The sequence below is a fragment of the Methanomassiliicoccus luminyensis B10 genome (assembly GCF_000308215.1).
Taxonomy (GTDB): Archaea; Thermoplasmatota; Thermoplasmata; order Methanomassiliicoccales; family Methanomassiliicoccaceae; genus Methanomassiliicoccus; species Methanomassiliicoccus luminyensis.
On sequence record NZ_CAJE01000020.1, the window covers coordinates 61840 to 84121 of the forward strand.

Annotated in this window: 21 protein-coding genes and 1 tRNA gene; 7 read left to right on the forward strand and 15 right to left on the reverse strand. The window is 63.1% G+C overall.

What is annotated here, in order from left to right; translation table 11 throughout:
• Position 1: 1 nt before the first annotated feature.
• The 7 genes from WYS_RS11305 to WYS_RS11330 form a co-directional block, all read right to left on the reverse strand.
• On the reverse strand, positions 2-280 hold the full coding sequence (locus tag WYS_RS11305) for a 50S ribosomal protein L30e (protein ID WP_049796352.1): 279 nt from the start codon (positions 278-280) through the stop codon (positions 2-4).
• On the reverse strand, positions 277-1728 hold the full coding sequence (gene rpoA2, locus WYS_RS11310; protein ID WP_019178284.1) for a DNA-directed RNA polymerase subunit A'': 1452 nt from the start codon (positions 1726-1728) through the stop codon (positions 277-279). Before rpoA2 ends, WYS_RS11305 begins: the two co-directional genes overlap by 4 nt.
• A complete protein-coding gene (locus WYS_RS11315; RefSeq protein WP_019178285.1) occupies positions 1728-4520 on the reverse strand; it encodes a DNA-directed RNA polymerase subunit A' in 2793 nt (930 codons plus the stop codon). Before WYS_RS11315 ends, rpoA2 begins: the two co-directional genes overlap by 1 nt.
• The gene (locus WYS_RS11320) at positions 4520-8116 is read right to left on the reverse strand and encodes a DNA-directed RNA polymerase subunit B (protein WP_019178286.1); all 3597 of its coding nucleotides are present in this window, start codon (positions 8114-8116) and stop codon (positions 4520-4522) included. The genes WYS_RS11315 and WYS_RS11320 overlap by 1 nt, the downstream gene beginning before the upstream one ends.
• 7 nt (positions 8117-8123) lie before the next feature.
• Positions 8124-8393, reverse strand: coding sequence for a DNA-directed RNA polymerase subunit H (locus tag WYS_RS11325; RefSeq protein WP_026069053.1), 270 nt, complete (start codon positions 8391-8393; stop codon positions 8124-8126).
• Between the two features lie 124 nt (positions 8394-8517).
• Positions 8518-8654 (reverse strand) — tRNA-Lys (locus tag WYS_RS16130).
• A 175-nt stretch (positions 8655-8829) separates the two neighbouring features.
• On the reverse strand, positions 8830-9522 hold the full coding sequence (locus WYS_RS11330; protein ID WP_019178288.1) for a DNA alkylation repair protein: 693 nt from the start codon (positions 9520-9522) through the stop codon (positions 8830-8832).
• A 101-nt stretch (positions 9523-9623) separates the two neighbouring features.
• On the opposite strand from WYS_RS11330, the gene WYS_RS11335 reads away from it, so the two are divergent.
• The 4 genes from WYS_RS11335 to WYS_RS11350 all read left to right on the forward strand — a co-directional run bounded on the left by WYS_RS11335 (position 9624) and on the right by WYS_RS11350 (position 11913).
• Positions 9624-10355, forward strand: coding sequence for a metallophosphoesterase family protein (locus WYS_RS11335; RefSeq protein ID WP_019178289.1), 732 nt, complete (start codon positions 9624-9626; stop codon positions 10353-10355).
• A 27-nt stretch (positions 10356-10382) separates the two neighbouring features.
• Positions 10383-11399 carry a magnesium/cobalt transporter CorA gene (gene corA, locus WYS_RS15230; protein WP_019178290.1) on the forward strand — a complete coding sequence of 339 codons (1017 nt, stop codon included), beginning with the start codon at positions 10383-10385 and terminating at the stop codon, positions 11397-11399.
• A gap of 65 nt (positions 11400-11464) precedes the next feature.
• Positions 11465-11635, forward strand: coding sequence for a zinc finger domain-containing protein (locus tag WYS_RS15720; protein WP_081579968.1), 171 nt, complete (start codon positions 11465-11467; stop codon positions 11633-11635).
• A gap of 11 nt (positions 11636-11646) precedes the next feature.
• Complete coding sequence (locus WYS_RS11350; protein ID WP_026069054.1) at positions 11647-11913, forward strand: elongation factor 1-beta; 267 nt, start codon at positions 11647-11649, stop codon at positions 11911-11913.
• Between the two features lie 40 nt (positions 11914-11953).
• Here WYS_RS11350 and budA read toward each other — a convergent pair whose 3' ends face one another.
• The 3 genes from budA to WYS_RS11365 are packed head-to-tail and all read right to left on the reverse strand — an operon-like array spanning position 11954 to position 14568.
• Positions 11954-12679: an acetolactate decarboxylase gene (gene budA, locus WYS_RS15235; RefSeq protein WP_019178293.1), complete on the reverse strand. Its 726-nt coding sequence runs from the start codon at positions 12677-12679 to the stop codon at positions 11954-11956.
• Between the two features lie 45 nt (positions 12680-12724).
• Positions 12725-13168 carry a PPC domain-containing DNA-binding protein gene (locus WYS_RS11360; RefSeq protein WP_019178294.1) on the reverse strand — a complete coding sequence of 148 codons (444 nt, stop codon included), beginning with the start codon at positions 13166-13168 and terminating at the stop codon, positions 12725-12727.
• A 53-nt stretch (positions 13169-13221) separates the two neighbouring features.
• Positions 13222-14568 (reverse strand): NAD(P)-dependent malic enzyme, encoded by a 1347-nt coding sequence (locus WYS_RS11365; protein WP_019178295.1) that lies wholly within the window; start codon positions 14566-14568, stop codon positions 13222-13224.
• A gap of 274 nt (positions 14569-14842) precedes the next feature.
• On the opposite strand from WYS_RS11365, the gene WYS_RS11370 reads away from it, so the two are divergent.
• Positions 14843-16456, forward strand: a complete 1614-nt coding sequence (locus WYS_RS11370) for a radical SAM protein (protein ID WP_201798817.1) — start codon at positions 14843-14845, stop codon at positions 16454-16456.
• A 55-nt stretch (positions 16457-16511) separates the two neighbouring features.
• Positions 16512-17597 (forward strand): DNA primase large subunit PriL, encoded by a 1086-nt coding sequence (locus tag WYS_RS15240; RefSeq protein ID WP_019178297.1) that lies wholly within the window; start codon positions 16512-16514, stop codon positions 17595-17597.
• On the opposite strand, the gene WYS_RS11380 is transcribed toward WYS_RS15240, so the two are convergent.
• The 3 genes from WYS_RS11380 to truA all read right to left on the reverse strand — a co-directional run bounded on the left by WYS_RS11380 (position 17548) and on the right by truA (position 19811).
• Positions 17548-18186, reverse strand: coding sequence for a CDP-alcohol phosphatidyltransferase family protein (locus WYS_RS11380; RefSeq protein ID WP_049796353.1), 639 nt, complete (start codon positions 18184-18186; stop codon positions 17548-17550). The two genes, WYS_RS15240 and WYS_RS11380, sit on opposite strands and share 50 nt — an antisense overlap.
• Complete coding sequence (locus WYS_RS11385) at positions 18177-18704, reverse strand: adenylate kinase family protein (protein ID WP_019178299.1); 528 nt, start codon at positions 18702-18704, stop codon at positions 18177-18179. The genes WYS_RS11380 and WYS_RS11385 overlap by 10 nt, the downstream gene beginning before the upstream one ends.
• A 309-nt stretch (positions 18705-19013) precedes the next feature.
• Positions 19014-19811 (reverse strand): tRNA pseudouridine(38-40) synthase TruA, encoded by a 798-nt coding sequence (gene truA / locus WYS_RS15245; RefSeq protein ID WP_019178300.1) that lies wholly within the window; start codon positions 19809-19811, stop codon positions 19014-19016.
• 46 nt (positions 19812-19857) lie between these two features.
• Here truA and WYS_RS11395 point away from each other — a divergent pair, with 46 nt between their 5' ends.
• Positions 19858-20574: an RNA methyltransferase gene (locus WYS_RS11395; RefSeq protein ID WP_026069055.1), complete on the forward strand. Its 717-nt coding sequence runs from the start codon at positions 19858-19860 to the stop codon at positions 20572-20574.
• Here WYS_RS11395 and ftsZ read toward each other — a convergent pair whose 3' ends face one another.
• Both ftsZ and WYS_RS11405 read right to left on the reverse strand, forming a co-directional pair.
• The gene (gene ftsZ / locus WYS_RS11400) at positions 20575-21627 is read right to left on the reverse strand and encodes a cell division protein FtsZ (RefSeq protein ID WP_019178302.1); all 1053 of its coding nucleotides are present in this window, start codon (positions 21625-21627) and stop codon (positions 20575-20577) included.
• A 23-nt stretch (positions 21628-21650) separates the two neighbouring features.
• Positions 21651-21962: a ribbon-helix-helix protein, CopG family gene (locus WYS_RS11405; RefSeq protein ID WP_019178303.1), complete on the reverse strand. Its 312-nt coding sequence runs from the start codon at positions 21960-21962 to the stop codon at positions 21651-21653.
• Between the last annotated feature and the right edge of the window lie 320 nt (positions 21963-22282).

Below are 22282 nucleotides of genomic sequence, written 5' to 3' on the forward strand. Positions count from 1 at the left end.
ATCACAACGAAAGGATGTTGGAGGTCCCCTTGTCGATGACCGCCAGGGCGGACACCGAGAACGGCTTGCCGCATAGAGCCCCTAGCTCCATGTTGCTCCCCTCATACTTGTAAACCTTTGTGCTGTGGTTTCCAGATCTGAGGAATTCACTCGGGCAGTTCTCGGCGACAATGATCATCTTGGCCTCGCCGCTGGTAACCGCCTTCTCTGCCTGCTGCACGCCGTAGACCACTTTGCCGGTGGTCGCAGCGGCCTTGATTGCTCTTCCCAAATCTATCATTCGCTTGCCTCCTTGGGCCTGGGCTTGGGGGTGTACACCAGGTTGACAGCACCTGTCCCCAGCGTAACCGGCTGCCCTACAATGATGTTCTCGGCCACCCCGTCCAGGTAGTCGGTCTCTCCGGTCAGAGCGGCATGCAGGAGATGGGTGGCGGTGATCTCGAAGGCCGCTCTGGCCAGTACGCTCGACTTCCTACCGGATATTCCGTGCCTGCCGATGGCCTTGACGTCGCCGTCGTTGGTCATCAGGTCGGCCACGAGCATGATGTGCCGGATGTCCACGGTGAGACCTTGCTCATCCAGCGTCCTTGATGCCTCGTTGATGATGGAGTTGCGGGCGGCTTCCACGCCCAGGACATCGTATATCTCCTGTATGGAGTTGGTGGTCGTCCTGGTGCGGTCCACCTTGTCCTCGGCCAGCACGTCGCGGAGGTTCGAGCCGGCGGTGTAGACGACGTACTCGTTCCCCTGCTTGCGCAGGATGGCCCGCTCGATGCCCTCAAGACCCTGGATCACAGAGTCCCTGGTAGCCTGCACGATGGCCTGGAGCTTCTTGAAGGACGGCTCATCGGAGGAGATGACCAGGTGGTCGCTCTCGATGTTCACGAGGCCGCGGAGGCGCCGGTCCTTGTTCAGGCGCTCCTTGATCTGCTCCATGGAGATGTCCTTCTGCTCCATCTTCACCGTGTCGGGGTGGACGACGACCTTCATGTTAGCGATGTCGGTCTCGATGTCGGCGATGTCCAGCAGGGTGGTCTTCTCGATCTTGGACGCCACCTTGCGGACCACGTCAACGTCGCCCATGTACTCGGGCTGTATATGCACCTCCATCATGGGGGTCGACGGCACGCGCCTCGCGTCCACGATCTCGATGAGACGCGGCAGACCGAGGGTAACGTTGATCTCGGCGACACCGGCGTAGTGGAAGGTACGCATGGTCATTTGGGTACCGGGCTCGCCGATGGACTGGGCGGCCAGGATGCCAGCCGATTCGTTGGCGTCCATCTGGTGCTCATCGTACCTCTGGTAAGATTTCTTCAGTATCTCCTTCAGCTTGGCGTCGGGGATGTCCACGCCCTCGATGCGGGAGGCGATGTCCGATACCACGCGCAGCGGCATCTTCATCTTCATGTCCGCGAGGAGCTGGTTCATCTTCTCCTCCAGCGGGGTAATGGCGCGGGACTTGTCGGGGGCCTTGAACACTATCTTCTCGGCCTCGGGGGCGGCCTCGGCCGCCTTGGGGGCCTTCTTGGACGGCTCCTTCTTGCTCTTGCCCACCTTCTTATGGACGTCCGCCGCCTCTCCCTCGCTCAGGCCGAGGTCCATAAGCTCCGCGACGGAAGCCGCGGACACATCGCCCAGGCTGGCATACTTAGTGAGGAGCTTATCCACGGTCTTGTCGTCCAAGCCCCTCTTGCGCAGTGCGTTCTGGGTGTCCTTGCGTGCCATTAATCCTCACCTCCGCCGCCGGAGTCGTACTCAGGCTCCTCCAGCTCTTCTTCCTCGGCAGTGGTCGCTTCCATGAGGTCCTTCTCGATGGTGGCGTACCCGGCCTGCTTCTTCTCCTCGATCTTGGCGAGGAGGTCGGCCTCGTCGCCCAGCACCTCGGAGAGGATGTCGTCGACGTCTATGGCGTCGCCGCCCACCGATCGGGTGGGGTCCACACCGTCCTCGCCGTACCTCAGCTGGACGATCATGTCCGCGGTGTTGCGGACGGTGCCGTCCTGCTTCAGCTTGAGGTCCTCCAGCGCGTTGATCAGACGGCGCTGCATGTAGCCGGAACGGGACGTCCTGACCGCGGTATCGACGAGACCTTCGCGTCCACCCATGGAGTGGAAGAAGAACTCGGTGGGGGTCAGCCCGCTCTTGTAGGAGTTCTGCACGAAGCCCTTGGCCTCGGCGCCCAGGTCGCCCTTCTTGAAGTGCGGCAGGGTCCGGTTCCAGTAGCCCCTGGACAGCCTCTCGCCACGGACGGCCTGCTGTCCGATGCAGCCGGCCATCTGGGACAGGTTAAGCATGGAGCCCCTGGCGCCGGAACGCGCCATGATGACGGCGGAGTTCTCCATGCCCAGGTGGCGGCCGGCGATCTGACCGGCCTCGTCACGAGCCCGGCCCAGCACCTTCATGACCTCCACCTCGAGGGTCTCGTCGAGAGACCGCCCGGGCAGCTGCTCGAGTATGCCCTCGCGGTACGCCTCGACCAGCTCGGCGACCCTGGCCACGGCGTCGCGCAGGGTCTCCTGGATCTGCTTGGTAGCTTCCGCGGGAATGTCCTCGTCGTCGATGCCGGTGGTGAAGCCGCGGACCATGATGGCTCCGATGGCCAGCTTGGTCACGTTGTCCAGGAAGTCCTTGGCCGCGGTGGCGCCGTAGTCGCGGGTCACCTTGTCCAGGATCTTGCCCTTGAACGATCCGATGGCCTTCTCGTCGATGGTCCCCTGGATCAGCTTGCCTTCCCTGATCTTGACGTAGGCGTCAAGGTCGCAGTCCTCCTTCTTGCAGGAGGGGCAGTTGCGGCAGATGGACGCCTTGAAGGTGATGCGGAAGTCCTTGGGGAGCACCAGCGAGAACAGCTGGTGGCCGGTCCAGTACTCCTTTCCGTCCTCCACCACCGCCGGCTCCGGGAGCCCTTCGTGGTTCACCTTGGTCAGGATGTTGAGGGTCTCCTGCTTGTCGAAGCGGGGGTCCTTGTGCGTCAGGAGGAACGTCCCGGTGATGTGGTCGTGGATGGCGCCGATGACCGGTCCTCCGAACCTGGGGGACAGAATATGCTCCTGCACTCTCATGAGGATCATGGCCTCGGCCCTGGCCTCATCGCTCTGCAGCACGTGCAGGTTCATCTCGTCGCCGTCGAAGTCGGCGTTGTAGGGCGGGCACACGCAGAGGTTGAACCTGAAGGTCTTCCAGGGCATCACCCTAACGGTGTGGGCCATCATGGACATCCTGTGCAGCGAGGGCTGCCGATTGAACAGCACCACGTCCTTGTCCATGAGATGCCTCTCCACCACATAGCCTATCTCCAGGCCTTCCGCGATGGACTCGGCGTTCCTGTCGGTCACTTTCATCCTGCGGCCGTCGGGCCTGATGACGTAGTTGACCCCGGGGGTGTACTTCTCCTCGTTGATCGGCCCGGTGCTGCCGCGCTTCACCATCTCCCTCAGCGCCTCGATGTTCGCGTTGGTCACGTGGACCGGCACGGTGAGTTCGCGGGCGGCCTCGTAGGGAACGCCGACCTCGTTGATGGACAGCGTCGGATCGGGCGAGATGACGGTACGGGCGGAGAAATTGACCCTCTTACCGGACAGGTTGGAACGGAACCTCCCCTCCTTCCCCTTCAGCCTCTGCACGAGGGTCTTGAGGGGTCGGCCGGAACGGTGCCTGGCCGGCGGGATGCCGGAGGTCTGGTTGTCGAAGTAGGTAGTGACGTGGTACTGCAGCAGCTCCCACAGGTCTTCCACGATGAGCTGGGGCGCGCCGGCGTCACGGTTCTCCCTGAGCCTCTGGTTGATCCTCAGGACGTCCACCATCTTGTGGGTGAGGTCGTCCTCGGACCGGTCGCCGGACTCCAGGGTGATGGACGGACGAACGGTAACGGGGGGCACTGCCAGAGCGGTCAGCACCATCCACTCGGGGCGGCAGGAGCCGGGGTCGATGCCCAGCGGGGGCAGGTCGTCGTCAGGGATCCTCTCCAGGCGCTCCCTCACTTCCTTGGGGGTGAGCTTGTGGCCGTCCTCGCGGAAGGTGGTGGGCTTGTCCAGGGTGATCTTGCCCTGAACCTGGCCGCAGTGCGGGCACACCGTGTTCTTGGAAGCGTCCTTGGCCAGGTCCTTGGCCATGAGGCGGTAGTCGATGGCGTCGCCGCCCAGGTCCTCCACGGCCTCCATGGCCTTGGTCTTCTCCAGGGCCTCCTCCTTGGTCATGAGCAGCCGGCCGCAGGAGCGGCAGGTGGACTGCAGGAGCTTCTTGATCTCCTTGACCAGGCCGACGTGGATGACCGGCATGGCCAGGTCGATGTGTCCGAAGTGCCCGGGGCACTCGTCCACCTTGTTGCCGCAGGTCTTGCACCTCAGGCCGGGCTCGATGACGCCCAAGTGGGGGTCCATCAAGCCCATGTCGATGGGGAACCCGTCGTCATCGTAGGTGTCCGCGGTGATGACCTTGGTGGCGGACATCCTCCTGATCTCATCGGGCGAAAGGGTTGAGAACTTGATAGAGCCGATCCTCTTTGAAACGCCTCGCATCATCTTAGGTCCTCCAGTTGAAGGCGCATGACAACGCCAAGTGACAGCAGCTCGTCCAGAAGGAGCTTGAACGCATAGCTGGTCTGCACCAGATGCACGTTGGTATTGTTGCCGCACACCGGGCAGCGTATCGCTCCCCTGCGGTCCATCATGGCGATGTGGCCGCAGTTGCCGTTCCCGCACACATATAGGAAGGTGCCGTCGGACTCGTCCAGCAGACGGTCCTTGATGACCATCGCCGCGCCGTGGCCGATGAGGCAGTCCCTCTCCATCTCGCCGAACCTCAGACCGCCCTGCCTGGAACGGCCCTCGGTAGGCTGCCTGGTGAGGATCTGCACCGGCCCGCGGGACCGGACATGCATCTTTCCAGACACCATGTGGTGCAGCTTCTGGTAGTAGATCACGCCGGTGAATATGTTGGCCTCGATCAGCTTGCCGGTCTGGCCGTCGTACATGACCTCCTTGCCGGTGTGCTTGAACCCGTTGCGGACCAGCGATTCCCTGATGGCTTCCTCCTTCTCGCCGGAGAAGGGGGTGCCGTCGACGGACCTCGCTTCCATCGCGCCGACCTTGCCGCCGATCATCTCCAGGACGTGGGCGACGGTCATACGGGACGGGATGGCGTGGGGGTTGATGACCAGATCTGGCGTTACGCCGTCAGCGGTGAAGGGCATGTCCTCCTGCGGGACGATGAGCCCGATGACGCCCTTCTGCCCGTGCCTGGACGCGAACTTGTCGCCCAGCTCGGGGATCCTCTCGTCACGCACTTTCACCTTGACCAGGCGGGAGCCGTTCTCCGATTCGGTCAGCATGACCGAATCGACCCAGCCGCTCTCGCCGGGCCTGATGGTAATGGACGTCTCCCTCCTCTTCTGGGGAGTGAGGAAGTCCGTCTCCTCCTCCAGGAACCTCGGCGGGGAGGTCTTGCCGACCAGCACGTCGCCGCCGGAGACCCTGGTCTCCGGGGAGATGAGGCCGTCCTCGCCCAGGTTGGCGTAGGACAGGTCCGCTCTCGCACCGCGCACATCGGGGGAGGGGATCTCGAAGTGGTCCTCCTGGCCACCGGGGTATCGGCGCTCCTCGGCGCGGTAGGTCCTCATGAAGGTCGATCGTCCGAGGCCTCTCTCCACCGAGGCCCTGTTCAGGATGAGAGCATCTTCCATGTTGTACCCGTGGAAGGAGATGACCGCGACCACGAAGTTCTGGCCGGCCGGCCTCTCGTTGAACGCCACGAAGTCCATGGGCTTTGTCTGCACCATCGGCTTCTGCGGGTAGTGCAGGAGGTGGCCGCGGGTGTCGGGCCTCTTCCGGTAGTTGGTGCAGCTGAGGCCCAGCGACTGCTTGGCCATGCCGGACCCCATCGTAACTCTAGGGGAGGAGTCGTGCTCGGGGTACGGGACCACGCCGGCCGCCACTCCCAGAATGACCATGGGGTCGACCTCCATATGGGTGTGCTCCTTGTTGAGCAGCAGCGGCACCGACATGTCGGCGCTGCAGTGCTTGCACTTCAGGACGGCATCGGTGCTCTCGGTGCCGGGGTTCATCCAGTCAACGTCAGTAGGCGAAAGGGCGCGTCCGCAGTTGATGCACCTCTCCGGCGGATCGTAAGGGTCCACGGCGATGAAGGTATCCTCTTCCTCCTCGGCGTCGATCCACTCCATGACCCCGTCGCGCAGCAGGTCCGCCCACTTCAGGCGGCCCTCGCGGATGTCCTCGATGTGCTTGCGGACCAGGGCGGTCCTGCCTTCCTGGACGACCAGCAGCGGCCTTCTCAGGCGGCCCTCGTCGCAGTTGATGATGACCTCACCCATCTCCTCGTCGTAGCGGATGTTGATCTCGTTGGACAAAAGGCCCTGCCTCCGTCCGGCGCGGACCTCCTGGACCAGGACCCGCGGGTTATCGACATTGCCTACCAGGTCCCCGTTGACGTATACCTTGGCCCCGGAGCGGAGCTCGCCGGCCTTCACTTCCACGACCCCGCGGTCGCGGAGCAGCCACTGCACGTCCTCCTCGCGGAACCCTTCGGACACGTCGATGATCAGCGCGGCGTTCTTCACCAGGCCGCAGTTCTGACCTTCTGGCGTTTCGTTGGGGCAAAGGCGGCCCCACTGGGTGGGGTGCAGGTCACGAGCCTCGAAGTGAGGCTGGGACCGAGTAAGGGATGAGGTCACCCTCCTCAGGTGGGACAGGGTGCTCATGTTGGACGTCCGGTCCAGCAGCTGCGATACGCCGGCCCTGCCGCCGACCCAGTTGCCAGTGGCCAGAGCGTGCAGGAGGCGGTGCGTCAGCAGATCGGGCCGTATGGCCGAGGCGATGCGCAGGTCCTTCTTGCGAGCGAAGCTCCTCTCCAGCTGGTACTTCAGGTCCTTCATCAGGTTGGTGAAGGCGACCCGGAACAGGTCTTCCATCAGGTCCCCGGAGAGCTTCAGCCTCTTGTTGGCATAGTGGTCCTTGTCGTCCTCCTTCCTCATGCCGATGCTCAGTTCCAGGACCGAGCGGGCGATCCTGCCGAGGAAATAGGCCTTCTTGACCCTGTCTTCTTTCGTATCTCCGAGGTGGGGCAGCAGGGAGCGGTCGATGATCGACTCGACCTTCTTCTCCCTGTACTCCTTGGCCTGGCCGGTAGCGAACTTGCGCTCCAGGTAGGTGATGGCGTCCTCGGTGGTGAATATGCCGTTGGGCGGGTAGAGCTTTTTGTCGTGGCACTCCTCGATGTTGGCGTACACGATGTTGGCCATCTCGGGCACGCTGACAATGGCCTCGTAGATGTCCTTGTCGTTCTCCATGCCCAGCGCCTTCATCAGGGCGACCAGGGGGATCTGGCCGGAGGCGGCGGGGACGGTGACCATAAGGATGCCGTCCTTCTTCTTCTCTACCAGGGTCAGGGCGCGGTACCCTTCCTTCTGGGAGAAGACCTTGGCCACTTCCAGCTGGGTCCCGTAGCGCTCGTTGTACTCGACCATGACCCTGTTGGGGGCGAGGTCCTCGAGGGATATCAGCACCCTCTCGGTGCCGCCGATGATGAAGTAGCCGCCGGGGTCCGCGGGATCCTCGCTGGCCTCCATCAGTTTCTGCCTGTACTCGTCATCGGTCAGCTCCCTCTCCTCTTCCATGTTCTCCTTGAACAGGTTGCAGCGCTTGGAGCGCAGCATGACCGGGAGGTCGCCGAGGTGAACCCTCTCGGGCTCCTTCTCGATGCCGTCCTCTATAATAGTGAAATCTAAGAATATCGGCGCCAAGTAGTTGAGGTTTCTCAGCCTCGCCTCCATGGGCGTCAGGGGATGGGTGGCCCCGTTGGCCTCCCTGACCACCGGGAGCTGCACATGGACAGTCGGGCGGGCCTGGGGGTCCACGTTCCCGGTCTTCTCGTCCCTGCGGCGTCCCACGCGGATCTCCACGATGCGCCCCTCGGTGCGGTCGGGGTCCAGCCTGATGATCCCGCGGTCGATGTCGTCCGCCGATACCCTCAGGTTGTCCACGATCTTCTGCATCCGGCTGTTGGGGTTGTCCAGGGTGGAAAGGAAGTCGTTGAAGCTGGATATATGATGGTTGACTATACTCCTGTCCTTGAAATAAAGTTCTATCAGATCACGCAATGTTCAATCACCCCTTAACTTCCTTGATTACAAGCCGGTAGACGACGAACGCCTCGGCCGTGGCGCTGCGCCTTACGATCTTGATGATCCTGCCCTCGTTGATGGGGCCGTGGATCTTCTCCAGCAAACGGATGCAGGCGTCCCCTCTTCTGATCTTGGGGAGCTGGTCCTTAGTGATCTTGAGCTCGGCCAAGACCTTCTCGGCCTCTTCCGCGGAGAGCAAATGATGCTCCGGTACCAAATCGTGCTCTAAGACATTTAGATCGGATTCCGCCAACTAGTTCACCTCGCCCATTCTACATGCTGGAAATGCGATTTCACTTCGAGTCAGAGTTATAAAAGAATGCCGCAATGGCTCACCGAACGTTTCCCCTTCCATCGTTCTTCTACCTCGCTCCGAGCGGGCCCGCGGGGATTTTCGGACGCACGGGAAGGCCGTGCGCTTTCGAACCCCGGACCACCTGGTTAAAAGCCAGATGCTCTTTCTAGGGACCCCTGTGTGCGACACTGAGGTCCTACCTAGCTGAGCTACGGGCCCAATGCAAGCTAACGGGCATTGCAGAAGGGGGAGTAACGACTCCAACTATATAAGTATTGTCATTGAGCCTACTGGCTATTCCCAAAGGCCGGTAAAATCGCACGTCCCGGGCCTTTTATCGGAGGGTGTAACGCGTTCACGAGTATTATTAATTTAGCTGTCCATTAACAGCCCTTTACCGCCGCGACAGGCGGGCCTGCACGGCCTCGCCGCGCAGCTCTCTGAGCGCGTCGCCAGCGATCCACCGGGCGCTCCTGGATCCCTGCCCTTTTATCTCCTCGGCGCAGGCGATGGCGGCCTTGTTAAGTTCGGCGTTGCGCTTCCCTATCTGCCTCAGGGCCCAGTTCACCGCCTTTTTCACGAAGTTTCGGTCATCGGACGCGCCCGCGGCGACGAGGGGGAGCAGTTCCAGGAACTGGCGGTCCGGGGCCTTCTTGTCATGGACCGCCAGCGAGGCCATCAGGGCGAAGCCGGCCCGCCTCACGAACTCCTCCTCTCGGGACGGCCATTCCCTCGCCTTAAGGAAGGCCCAGGGAGTGCGGTCGAAGAGCTGGCCGCAGCAGGCATCGCAGATGTCCCAGGTGTCGAAGTCCCTCACCCACGCTTCCATCTGCTCCTCCGTCACCTGCTTGGGATCGTCCACCAGGGCGGCGAGCATCCGGGCCTCATGGATGTCCAGCTCCCACATGGCCAGGGCGAGCCGGTGATCCTTCCCGATCTCCTTGGCCAGAGGCCTCAGTCTGGCGACGGGGACCCCCAGCACGTTGCTGGCCCTGATGCCGAACCTGGCCATGCCCGCGGCGTCCCGAGGGTCTGCCATGGCCCGCAACCTCGTCCCTATCTCCTCGGCCTTCTCCCTGGCGTCCATGCCGCCGCCATCGGCGGGCGGCGTAATGAGCCCTTCGCCGGCACGATGTATGCGAGGCATAAGATGCATATGCCGCCCGAACCCTTCCTGTTCAGGAAAGTATGAAGATCGCGCATATCTCGGACCTGCACTTCGCCTCCTCCCACTTCGTTAAGGAATGGGCGGACAACGTCATGACCATCATCAACGAGGAGCGGCCGGACCTGCTGGTGGTCACGGGGGACCTCACCGCCGACGGCTACGTCAGCGAGTTCGAGCTGGCCAAGAAGTTCATCGACCGCCTTGACGCCAGGGACAAGCTCATCGTGCCGGGGAACCACGACGCCCGCAACCTCGGGTACGTCATCTTCGAGGAGATGTTCGGCCACAGGTTCCCCTGCTTCAAGAGCGGGGAGGTCAGTGTGGTCGGCCTCGACTCGACGGAGCCGGACGTGGACGACGGCCACGTGGGGCGGGAGCACTATGACGACATCATCGCGAACCTCGCCGGGCACCGGGTGAGGATACTGGCCCTGCACCATCATCTCATACCGATCCCCGGCACCGGGAGGGAGAGGCAGATACCGGTGGACGCCGGGGACGTCCTGGGGCTGTGCAAGGAGGCCTCGGTGGACCTGGTGCTCTCGGGGCACAAACACTTTCCCTGGATCTGGAACCTCGACGGCACCTACTTCGTCACCACCGGCACCGCCACCACCAGGCGGCTCAAGGGACGGTCGCACCCGGCCATGGGGATGCTGGACATCGGCGGGGACGAGCTGGTCCTCCACGAGATCAAGACCGACACCCTGGAGCGGGAGGTGCTCCTCAGGGCGCCCCTACGAAATCGTTGATTATCCCGTCCCTCGAATATCAACCCGATGAACAAGGACGCCGGCGGAGGGCCGGAGGGAGGAGGGTCGAGGATCGCCACGGTATGCTACGGCGCGGACTCCATCGCCGAGGACGCCCCCCGGAGCTTGGACAGGGCCTTGGCCTGCACCGGCCTGTACCCGGTGGCCTGGGTGGAGATCAAGGACTCTCTGACGCCGGCGGACGCCCAGGCCCTGGCGGATAAGTACGACCTCCACCCGGTCATCGTGCACGAGATCGTAGAGCATGACCCAGGGCGCCCCAAGATGCTGGACTTCGACGATGTCATCTTCGTCTCCCTGAAGCTGCTGAGGTTCAGCGGGACCGACGACTCCATTGAGGAGCGGCAGTCGAAGATCATCCTGGGGAAGGACTTCCTCATCACCACCAACACCGGGGACCTTCCGCTCGAGGAGGTCAGGGAGAACATACGGAACCCCCGATCCAGGATACGCAAGATGGGGCCGGACTACCTCCTGTACAGCATCCTCGACTCCATCGTCGACGGCTACTACGCGGTCTCCGAGGAGCTGGGGGACCGCGTGGAGGACATACAGGACCGCATCATCAACGAGAACGCCGAGGACGCCTTGGAGAGGGTGCAGCGTCTGCGCCGCTCCCTGGTGAGATTTCGCCGGGCCATATGGCCGTTCCGCGAGGCGGTCAACGCCATGGTGAAGGGGGAGTCGGACCTCATCGGCGACTACGCCTATCCTTACTTCCGGGAGGTCTACGACCATACCATCGAGCTGATGGACACCATCGACACCTCCCGGGACATGCTCTCGGAGATGATCGACATCTACCAGACCAATGTGAGCAACCAGCTCAACCAGGTGGTGAAGGTGCTGACCATCATCTCCGTCATCTTCGCGCCGCTCACGTTCATCGTGGGGTTCTACGGCATGAACTTCCGCTACCTCCCGGGGTTCGAGCATCCCTGGGGGTACGCTCTGGTGACGGCCATCATGGTCTTCATCGGAGCGGCCATGATCGGCATTTTCAGGAAGCGAAGATGGTTCTGAAGGACCGCCAGACAAGTCTTATATATATGGACAAAACTGTAGCGGCTTAAATTCGGTGAGTTTCCATGGAGAACGAGAAGATCTGCAGCTCATGTGGAGTTAGATTGGGCAAGAACGACGGCATGACGTTCTTCAAGTGCCCCAACTGCGGCGAGGTAGAGATCGGTCGCTGCCCCCAGTGCAGGGACCAGAGCATCGCCTACACCTGCCAGAAGTGCGGGTTCGCAGGACCTTGAAGGTGGCCGTCATGGGAAAAGTCGCAGCCGTTTACAATGTCATACCCGAGAGCCCCGAGGTGCCCACGGAGAAGATCATGGGGGAGATCCCCAAGCGTGTCCCCCAGGGCGTCGAGGTCAGCAACATGGTGGTAAAGCCGTTCGCCTTCGGGCTCAAGATCATCGAGGTCACCGCGATCATGGACGACGCCGAGGGCCTGATCGAGAAGCTCGAGGAATCCCTCCGCGCCGTACCGGAAGTGCAGGGCGTGGACAGCGTGACCATTACCCTGGTCTGAAACTCATTTGGCGCGCCCCCGCGCCCTGTCCGTTCATTTTTTACTTTGGAAGGTCCGCGACATAGCGGGGCGTTTCGTCCCACTGCGCTTCCGCGCCGGAGATGTCGAAGGCGAGGACATGCCCGCCCTTGGTGCGGTCGTCGCTGATGAAGTGGAAATGATATCCGGCCGCGCTCATCCCGTCGGTGAAGGAGGGGGACACTATGCATACCAGGGTACCCTTTATTGACGAGTACGAGAAGACCGTTTGCTCTGCCGTCGCCTCCTCCAGCGTGGGGTACGGCTCCTCCCATCCCGGCACGCTCCTCACGGTGATGCTGTCGAAGGTGCCGTCGATGCGCAGCACGTAGAACACGCGGTCGGAGGCCAGGGCCGCCGAGAGCGTGGCTATCGCCTCGCTCATGTTGCCGCTCAGGGCCGTGGTCCCGTCCCGATCGAAGAAGGTGACCTGGGCGAAGGGGACGGCGGCCGAGCCGGAAGCTTCCCGGACCGTCCCGTCCGCAAGGGCCTGGTAGCATTTGCCGTCGATCACTATCATCTCACCGTTCAGGCCTTCGAACGTCCCCACCCCGATGTCCCCGTGCCGGAGGAGGTCGTCCACTGGCTGCACCCCAGCCAGGCGGCCCTCCACCAGCGCGTCCAGGGAGGAGACCTGGTAGAGCGCTTCCCTATCCTTCGACGGCGAGGCCGACAGGATGGCGAAGCCGGCGATGATGACGACGGCGGCCACTGCCAATGCCATGATGATCGCGGCGCGACGGTCCATATGACTGCATCCAATAACGTCGATATAATTCCTGCCCTCCCGCGCTCAGGGGGTCAGGAGCTCGAAGCCGGTGGCGGGGTCCACGACCCTCTTGGCGTTGGTGCCGACCATCTCGTAGATGATGACCTCGGCGATCAGCCATACCTTCACCCCGCGGCGTATGCAGCCCGCGGCGGCCATGCCCTCCCGTCCGGCCGCCAGGTGCATATGCACCGTCGGGCGGCCTCCCTCATCGGGGAAAATAGTGCCCACCGCAGCGACCTCATGCGGCTTCGACAGAGCATGCTCCAGCGGCACCACTCGGGGGACGTCGCCGTCCTCCGGCCCCACCACCAGGCGGGAGCCCTTGTCGATCGCGCCGACCATCAGCAGCCCGGCGGCCCTGATCCCATGGTCCTTGGCGAACGCTTCCAGAACCTCGTGGACGATCTCGCCCTGTTCCAGGCGGACCACGAACACGCGCCCCTGCCGGGCCTCGGAGAACTTCATCTATACACCTGAAGGGAGAATGAGGAAAGGGTTTGAAGAGTTTTACTACCGTCTTATTCTGGAGGGGCCCTGATGTAGCCCTGGTCCATGAGCAGCTTGGTCTCCCCGCGAGCGCGCCTGATGGCGGATTCGGCGCGATGCTGGAGCTCGTCCCTGCTGATCTTGATGCGGGCGACGCCGGTCTCCATGGCCTTCAGCCCGACGGCCACGGCCTCACGGGGGAATACTTCCCACTGGTCCATGTTGGGGACGATGTAGTCCTCCGACAGCCCGTGGTCCTCGGCCGTCTGCGCGATGGCCTCGGCCGCGGCGATGCACATCTCGTCGGTGATGGTCCACGCACGTACATCGAGAGCGCCGCGGAAGATGCCGGGGAAGCCCAGAGAGTTGTTGACCTGGTTGGGGAAGTCGGAACGGCCGGTGGCCACGATGCGGGCGCCGGCCTCCTTGGCCTCCCAGGGCCAGATCTCTGGCGTGGGGTTAGCGGTGGCGAACACGATGGCGTCGTCGGCCATGCCCTTTATCCATTCCTTCTGGATGACCCCGGGGCCGGGGCGGGACGCCGCCACCACTATGTCGGCGCCCTCCATGGCCTCTTTGATGCCGCCGTGCACGTGCTCGGCGTTGGAGTGCGTAGCCATCCACCACTTCTCGGCGTGGGTCTTCTTGACGTCCTCGCGGCCGGGGTGGAGGGTCCCCTTGCTGTCGACCATGATGATGTTCTTGACATTGAATCCCGCCGTCACCATGATCCTGGCGATGGCGATGTTGGCGGCCCCGGCCCCGACCATGGCGACCTTGGACTCGGAGACCTTCTTGCCGACCACCTTGTGGGCGTTGATCGCTCCGGCGGTGACGATAGTGGCGGTACCCTGCTGGTCATCGTGCCATACCGGGATGTCCATCTCCTTCCGCAGGCGCTCCAGGATCTCGAAGCACTTGGGGTTCTCGATGTCCTCGAGGTTGATGCCGCCAAAGGAGGGGGCTAGGTGCTTCACGGTCTTGATGATCTCCTCGGTGTCCTTGGTGGCGAGGCAGATGGGCACGGCGTCCACGCCGCCCAGGTACTTGAACAAAAGGGCCTTGCCTTCCATGACCGGCAAACCGGCCTCGGGGCCGATGTCCCCCAAACCCAGCACCCTGGTGCCGTCGGAGACGATGGCGATCATGTTGCCCTTGGCGGTGTGCTCGTACACCTTCTCGGGGTTCTTCTTGATGTCCTTGCACGGCTCGGCGACCCCGGGAGTGTACCAGATGGCGAAATCGTTGAAGTCCCTCACCGGGCACTTGGCGGTGACCTCGATCTTCCCCTCGTAGAAGGGGTGGTACTTCATGGCGAGCTCGGCGGGCTTGTTAGCTTTCTTCAGCAGTTCTGTTTCGGTTTCTTTATCAGGACTCATGACCGCAACCCCTATTCGTCGGAAATTTACGCATTAATTCGTAACAGCACTAATGGGTTTCTGGGGGAAAGATGCCGCAACGTTATTTAAGACTAATGCGGCGAGGAGGGCATGGGGTCGACCCCGGATTGGGAATCGTAAACGGACAGGGAGGTTTCGCAACAGGGCTGTCCGGCAAGCGCCATCGGTGCGAGGGCGAAGCGACACAATATACACTATACTGTATTATATGACAGAAGGGTTCGGCGCATGGGCCCGACGGGGCGCGGGTGATATGATGAAAGTGCTGGTGGTGGATGGGTACATCGATGAACCGGCGTGCCTGGGCGTTCCTCCGTACATCTCACCGCAGGTCCGGGCCATCGCGGGAGCGGCCGTCGATGCGGGGGCCGAGGCCATTTACTCCACCGTAGACCGCTTCAGGAAGGGAGAGGCGTTCCCCCGGGCGGACCTGAGCGTCCTCATGGCCGGGGCGGCCGTTCCCGGGAAGTACCTGCGGGCCATGCCCGCATCCGGTAAGGAGGTCGAACGGATGGCCGCCCAGCTCCCCGGGATGAGGGTCCTGGCGGGCCCGGCGGTTCTAGAACCGCGGTTCAGGGACGGCGGCATGTTCCACCACCTTGCATCAAGGGACCCCGCGGCGATGGTGTACGACCTGCTGACGGGGAAGGAGCCGTCGGGTCGCTGGAGGAGCGTGGAGGAATGGAACCGGTGGCTGCTGGCGGGCGCCGACATCGTCAGGGACCATCCCGACTTCCCGCAGCCCCTGATCGCCGAGATCGAGACCTACCGGGGCTGCGTCCGCCACTCCTCCGGGGGATGCTCCTTCTGCGTCGAGCCGCTGAAGGGGGCACCGTCGTTCCGGGACGAGGAGGACATCATCGACGAGTGCAGGAAGCTGCACGAGCTGGGGGTGAGGAACTTCCGCCTGGGAGCGCAGACCTGCATCATCTCGTACAAGGCTGACCTGAGCACTGGCGATCCTCCGAGGCCGAACCCTGCCGCGGTGGAGAGGCTATTCTCCGGCATCGCCGATCTCGGCGTGGATGTGCTGCACGTGGACAATGCCAATCCCGCGGTCATCGCTGCGTATCCGGACGAGGGCAGGGAGGTGCTGCGCTCCCTGGTCCGGCACTGCACCCCCGGGAACGTGCTCGCGCTGGGGATGGAGAGCGCGGACCCCATGGTGGTGGAAGCGAACAACCTCAACTCCACGGCGGAGCAGGTGATGGATGCCATACGGATCATCAACGAGGAGGGTGGGGAGGTCGGGGAGAACGGCCTGCCCCGGCTGCTGCCCGGGCTCAACCTCATCATCGGACTGGACGGCGAGACCCCGCAGACCCTGGAGATCGACCACGCCTTCCTGAAGGAGGTGCTGGACCGGGGGTACCTGCTGCGCCGCCTGAACATCCGGCAGGTCATCCCGATCCGCCGGGAGTTCTCCTCGCCCATCTCCCACGCTCAGTTCGTCAAGTTCAAGGAGAGGGTTAGGGAGGAGATCGACCGCCCCATGCTATCGCGCCTTGTGCCCGAGGGCCGGGCGCTGCGGGGAGTGTACACCGAGCTGCGGGACGGCGGCACAACCTTCGGGCGGCAGATCGGCTCCTACCCTCTGCTCATCGGCATTCCCTACCCAGTCGAACTCGGAAAGTTCGTCGACGTTGCCGTCGTCGGGTGGGGCTATCGCAGCATCACCGCCATCGAGCATCCCCTGAGGATCAATTCCTGCCCGCTGAAGGCGCTGGAGGCTTTGCCCGGAGTGGGAAGGAAGAGGGCGGTGCGGCTGTTCCGCAAGAGGCCCCTGCGAAGCATGGACGACCTGGCCAAGGCGCTGGACGACCCCAAGGTGGCGGCGGGCCTGAAGGACCTTGTCTCGTTCGACTGACCCGGGCGATGCCGGCGGTGGAACTTTTTTATCCGCGCAAGCCCTGACTCAAGCGATGGACTCCCTGCACTTCGCCAAGTACCCTTTTCTGAAGGATGCGGCAGAGTACCTCAAGGATCAGGGAGTGACGCTGGAGGAGCTGCTCGCCCACGACGTCTACCGCCCCGCCCGCACCAGGGGCAAGCTCAGGGTCATCGACGCTCTGGAGGACGGGGTCATTCACCTGCGTCCCATGGGCAGCCCGGTGGAGCGCCTGGAGGAGGTGCTCTCGTATCCCATGGCCCGCATGTTCGTCTCCTGCGTGGGGGACCGCTTCCTCGTCAGGAGGTACGCCCTGGCGGAGGGGGTGGCGATGTGCGAGAGGCTGGAGAAGGAGGAGCTGGAGATCGTGGAGGATGTGGCCTACCAGCTCGGGGTGAGGTCCTCGACCGACGGCGACGACCTCCGCATGCACTTCTCCGATTATCTGCGGTTCACCTCCCGCATGCGCAGCAAGGAGTGGAAGCTGGTCAACACCGAGGTCAAGAACGGCCGCGTGACCCTGACCCAGACGAAGTTCGCCAGGGTGCTCCAGCAGGCCCTCCAGGACCGCATCGAGGCCGAGCTCCCGCTCCCGGTGAACGACACCATCGTGAAGGCGCTGGGCGAGGACCTGCGGGAGCTCAAGGACCGCACCGCCGTCAAGCGCGACCAGTTCAAGGCCAACGACTTCGGGAAGGTGAGCGTAGAGAACTTCCCGCCGTGCATGAAGCACCTCATCGGGATGTCCCAGGCGGGGGAGAACATGCCCCATTCCGGACGCTTTTCCCTGGTGGCCTTCCTGCACAGCATCGGGCTGTCGTCCGATGACATCCTGGCCCTGTTCGCCACCTCGCCGGACTTCGACGTCTCCAAGACCAAGTACCAGGTGGACCACATCACCGGGGAGACCTCCGGGACGGAGTACACGCCCCCGGAATGTTCGACCATGAAGAGCTACGGCATCTGCTTCAACCCGGACAATCTGTGCAACTCCAGGTATCCCATCAAGCATCCGCTCAACTATTATAGGATAAAGAACAACCCGCGGAAGCCCGCCCCCAAAAAGGGGCCTAAGGCGGCACCATCTTCCAGATCTTCAGAGCCCGCTGCACCGCAGTGATATTGCCGACCACCGCGAACCACAGCATCACCAGCTCGAAGGCGGAGAGGCTTATCGGCCCGATGGCCAGCCACCCGTCGGAGGTGAAGGCGAAGAACAGCATCTGCAGCAGGGGCGCCGCGATCAGCAGGACCACGCGGTCCGCTCTCCCCAGCAGGCCGGAGTAGAGCCTCCCCGCGCCGATGGCCTGGGCCTGAGTGCCCATGTAGCTGGTGAGCAGCACGCCGATGATGGCCACTATGCCGATGTAGGGGCTGCACCACGCGCTCACCGCCACCGCGCCGATCATGATTATGTCGGCGTAGCGGTCCAGGACGTGGTCCAGCAGGTCGCCGCGGCGGGACGCCTTCCCGGTGAGGCGGGCGACCTTCCCGTCCAGGGCGTCGAAGAAGCCGCTCGCCAGCACCGCGATCGAGGCCAGGGGCAGCAGCACCTGCCACCATTCCGGGCTGATGAATATGAGCACGCCGGCCACTATCGACAGGACGAAAGCGAGCCAGGACACCGTGTTGGGATGGAACCTCGACAGGGCCTTGGCCACCGGCTCGATGATGAACTCCACGCTCTGGCGCTTGGAATCTAGAACCAATCCAACACCTCCCCGCTCCAGTCCACATTCCCCACCCCGTACTTCTCCTTTTCTCCTGCCAGCACCCGCTCGACGGCGTCAGCGACCTCCTCTGGGGTCAGTTCGGTGGTGTCGATCTCGGCGACATCGGAGGATGATTCCACCGATTCCACCAATATGACGTCCAAGGCCTCCGCCTCCACGTTCTCCCGCACCTTCTCGGGGCCCCATCCGCGGGACTCCAGGCGCCTGGCCAGGACCGAGGGGCGGCAGCGCAGGACCACGATGAGGTCCGTGGTCACCAGGTGGGACAGGTGCCCGATCAGGAGGACCGGGTCGCCTGCCAGGCACTTCCGCAGCGCCGCGTCCAGCACCTCGGGGTCGACATTATAGCTCCCCCGCTCCTCGTCATAGGAGTCGTAGAGCCCCTTCTCCTTGACGAAATCACCGAGCTCGATGATGCGGTGGCCGCGCGATGCCAATATTTTCCCGGCGCTGCTTTTTCCCGTTCCCGGCGTGCCGGTGATGGAGGCTATCACGATTGATGCAGGGCGATGACGCAGAAAATAGTTATGCCCTGATGGCCGGGGTGGGGACCCCGGCGTAGGTATAGTTCCCGCGTGGACCTTCTCCTTCCATTGGGGATTAACAGATTCTCTTTGCCGTATTAAAGGGGTTGTTGAGCATGCTACAGTTAGTTTTTAATATGGGGAATAAGGGGTGAAACATCTGGATACGATTTTTCTCGGGGCCCCTGCCCCTCCGCGGCGGCGCTCCTTTTTTCCGCCGCTGTCGGAGCGTAGGAACGGGCGTCCCGGACCATCTGGAGCAGGACATGTCCTTGAGGATCACCTGCCTGGGCACCGGGAGAGCAGGGAGTCGATGAAGGCCAGGCGGGAGAAGGCGTCCTGCCGGTACCTCTCCGCCCGCCGGAGCATGGTGGGCGGGCATTCCGGGACCATCTCGAACCCGTACTCTATGTCCATGAGAGTGAGCCCTTCCGCCGGGGCGAGGCCAAAGGACAGGTCCTTGCCGTCCAGGGCGGCTTTGACGTCCTCGGGGGGCGCTTTCCCCCGCGCCACCGCGTCCATGGCCGCCACCATCCTGCGCACCTGGTTCCTCAGGAACTCGCGGGAGCGCAGGTCGATCACGATGAGGTCGCCCACCTCAAAGACCTCGATGCTCTCCATGATCTTTACGGTGGAGCGGCCGTCCGGCTTGCAGAAGCGCTTGAGGTCGTGCTTCCCCTCGAACAGCTCGGCGCACCGCCTCATGGCCTCGAGGTCCTGCTCTCCATACGGCAGCAGGTAGCGGTACCACCGCCCCTTGGCCCGACGGGGGGTGAAGTTCTCCGGCACCTCGGCCACGGCGTAGAAATAGGCGTCCTCGACGGCGGAGTTCAGCGCGCGCAGCAGCGCCTTCTTCGAGAACGAGGTGTCGAAGGCGGTCACATTGCCCAGGGCGCTCACCCCCCGGTCGGTGCGGCTGGCGAACTTGAAGCGGGACCCCTGCACCGACCCGATGGCCCCTATCTTCACCAGGGCGCCGATAGTTTCCGATTCGACCGTGCGCTCCCCGGGCTGGCGCTGGGAACCCATGAACGCCCTGCCGTCGTAGGCGAGCTTTACCGCTGCGCGCCAGACCACGTCAGGATTAAGTAGAAATCATCTATTAAGGCTTCCGCGAGGAACGATGCCAGCAGTAAGAGTCGTCTTGGTCGAGCCCATGCATGACGGCAATGTCGGAGCGGTCGCCAGGGCCATGGCCAACTTCGGGTTCAAGGAGCTGCGCATGGTCGATCCCTGCGAGCTCACCGAGGAGGCGTACAAGAGAGCCAAGCATGCCGGGTACGTGCTGGAGAACGCCCTGGTGGTGCAGGGCTTCGAGGAGGCCGTCAGGGGCTGCGATCTGGTGGTCGGGACATCTGGAATAGTGACCGCCGGACCGAGGCACTTCGTGCGCATACCCGAGACGCCGAGGGCTTTCGCCTCCAAGATCAAGGACCACGAAGGGACCGTCGCCGTGGTGTTCGGCCCCGAGGACCTGGGCCTGACGCAGGAGCAGCTGGAGCGGTGCGACATGCTGGTGCACATCCCCTCCGACCCCGACTATGCGGTCCTGAACCTCTCCCACGCGGTGTCCATCGTGCTGTACGAGATGTTCCTGACGAGGGATAGGCCGTACCATCCCGCGGTAGCGACCATCGAAGAGAAGGAAAAGCTGTTCGAGTTCTTCCACAATCTATTGGTGGCGATCGACTACCCCGACTACCGCCGGGACAAGACCGAGACCATGTTCCGCCGGATGATGGGTCGGGCCGTCCCGACGAAGTGGGAGTTCTATACGATCATGGGCGTGATCGGGGACGCCTACAAGATCATCGAGGGAAAGAAGCGCCTGCCCAAGTGATCAGCCGGCCGCTCCCACCAGCTCTTCCAGGGTCTCGTCCAGCTTCTTCTCGTCCTTGGTCCTCGGCCCCCGCCGCTGCGGCACCTCCTTGATGCCGGTGATGACGGCCATGACCTTGATGAGGTCCCCGCAGTCGGGATCGACCCTGGCCCCGAATATGACCTGGGCGTCGGGGTCGAGCTGCTCGCTCATGCCGTCCAGCACTCTCGACACCTTCTTGACGGTGAGCTTGTTGCCCCCGGTGACGTGGATCATGGCGCCGGTGGCACCCTCGTAGTCCACCTCCAGCAGTGGGTTGCTGAGGGCGTCCTTCACCGCCCCGTCGGGGTCGGTGCTCTCGCCGTACAGGATCGTCGACACCCCCTTGTGCCGCATGATGGTGCGGAGGTCCGCGAAGTCCAGGTTCACCATCGAGGGCACCGTTATCGCCTCCACCAGCCCCTTGATGACCTCGGAGATGAGCTGGTCCATCACCGTGAGGCCCTGGGCCATGGGCAGGTTGTTGACCATCTCCAGGAGGCGGTTGTTGTCCAGCAGGAGCATCATGTCGGAGCTCTCGTTCAGCTTCTTGATGCCCCTCAGGGCCGCCTCCATCCTCCCGCCCCTCTCGAACTCAAAGGGGGTGGTGGCCATGGATATCACCAGGGAGCCGTGGCGCTTGGCCTGTTTGGCGACCACCGGCGCCACCCCGGTCCCGGTCCCTCCGCCCATGCCGGCGGTGATGAAGGTCAGGTCCACGTCCCTCAGTATGGTGTTGAGGGGGTCCAGGGCGTTCTCCGCGCAGGCCTCTCCCACATCGGGCAGGCCCCCCGCGCCGAGCCCCCTGGTCATGTCCTTGCCGATGAGCAGGCGGCGGTGGGCGTTGACGGTCTGAAGGTGGCTCTTGTCGGTGTTGATGGCAACCGTTTCCACTCCCCGGATGCCGATGTTCATCAGGCGGTTGACGCTATTGCATCCTCCCCCGCCGCACCCTATGACCAGGATCTTCAGCTGGGCGCATTCTTGCCTCAGCTCCTCCTCTGTGTCATAGTGCTCCACCGTCCCTTCCCCCATCGTCCCAGATCCGATGAAAAGAACTAGTGCATCTCTTCCACTGCCCGGGTCAGCCTCTTCCGCGTGTACTCGCGCACCGCATTGCGGATGGCGTCGTCGATGGAAACGGAGTCACCGTCCTTCACCAGGGATTCCAGCTCCACCACGTTGCCCTTGGGCAGCTCCACGGTGACCCTCTCGATGTGCTCAGGAGTGAAGTGGCTCTCCACGAAGCTGTCGATGGCCGCGCGTATCGCGTCGGAGATGGTGGGGAAGCTACCGTCCTTCACCAGTGACTCAAGTGCGTCGACCTTGTCGCTCGGTATCCTGATGGTGATCCTTTCAGTGTCGCTCATGTTCTGGCCCTTTCAGAGGTGCGTCCGACGGATTTTGATAATTTGTCAGACAAATGTCATAATACACTAGGCACTATATAATGCTTGTAGGCTTCCTACGCTTTGTTGACACTGTGCCCGACAGCAGTCTGGGCAAGGTCGGATAGCACGTGCCGCGGACCATTCGTTATCGCCAAGGATTCCGAATTGCTGAATCGATGTGGGCGAGGCCCGTCCGACGGGTCGCTCATTGAATGTGGCTCTCGGGTCTGGGAGGGTTCCGAGGCCCCCGGTCCCGATGCGCGCCCTCGCTAGGACCTCGAGCCCCCATTTGTCCGACG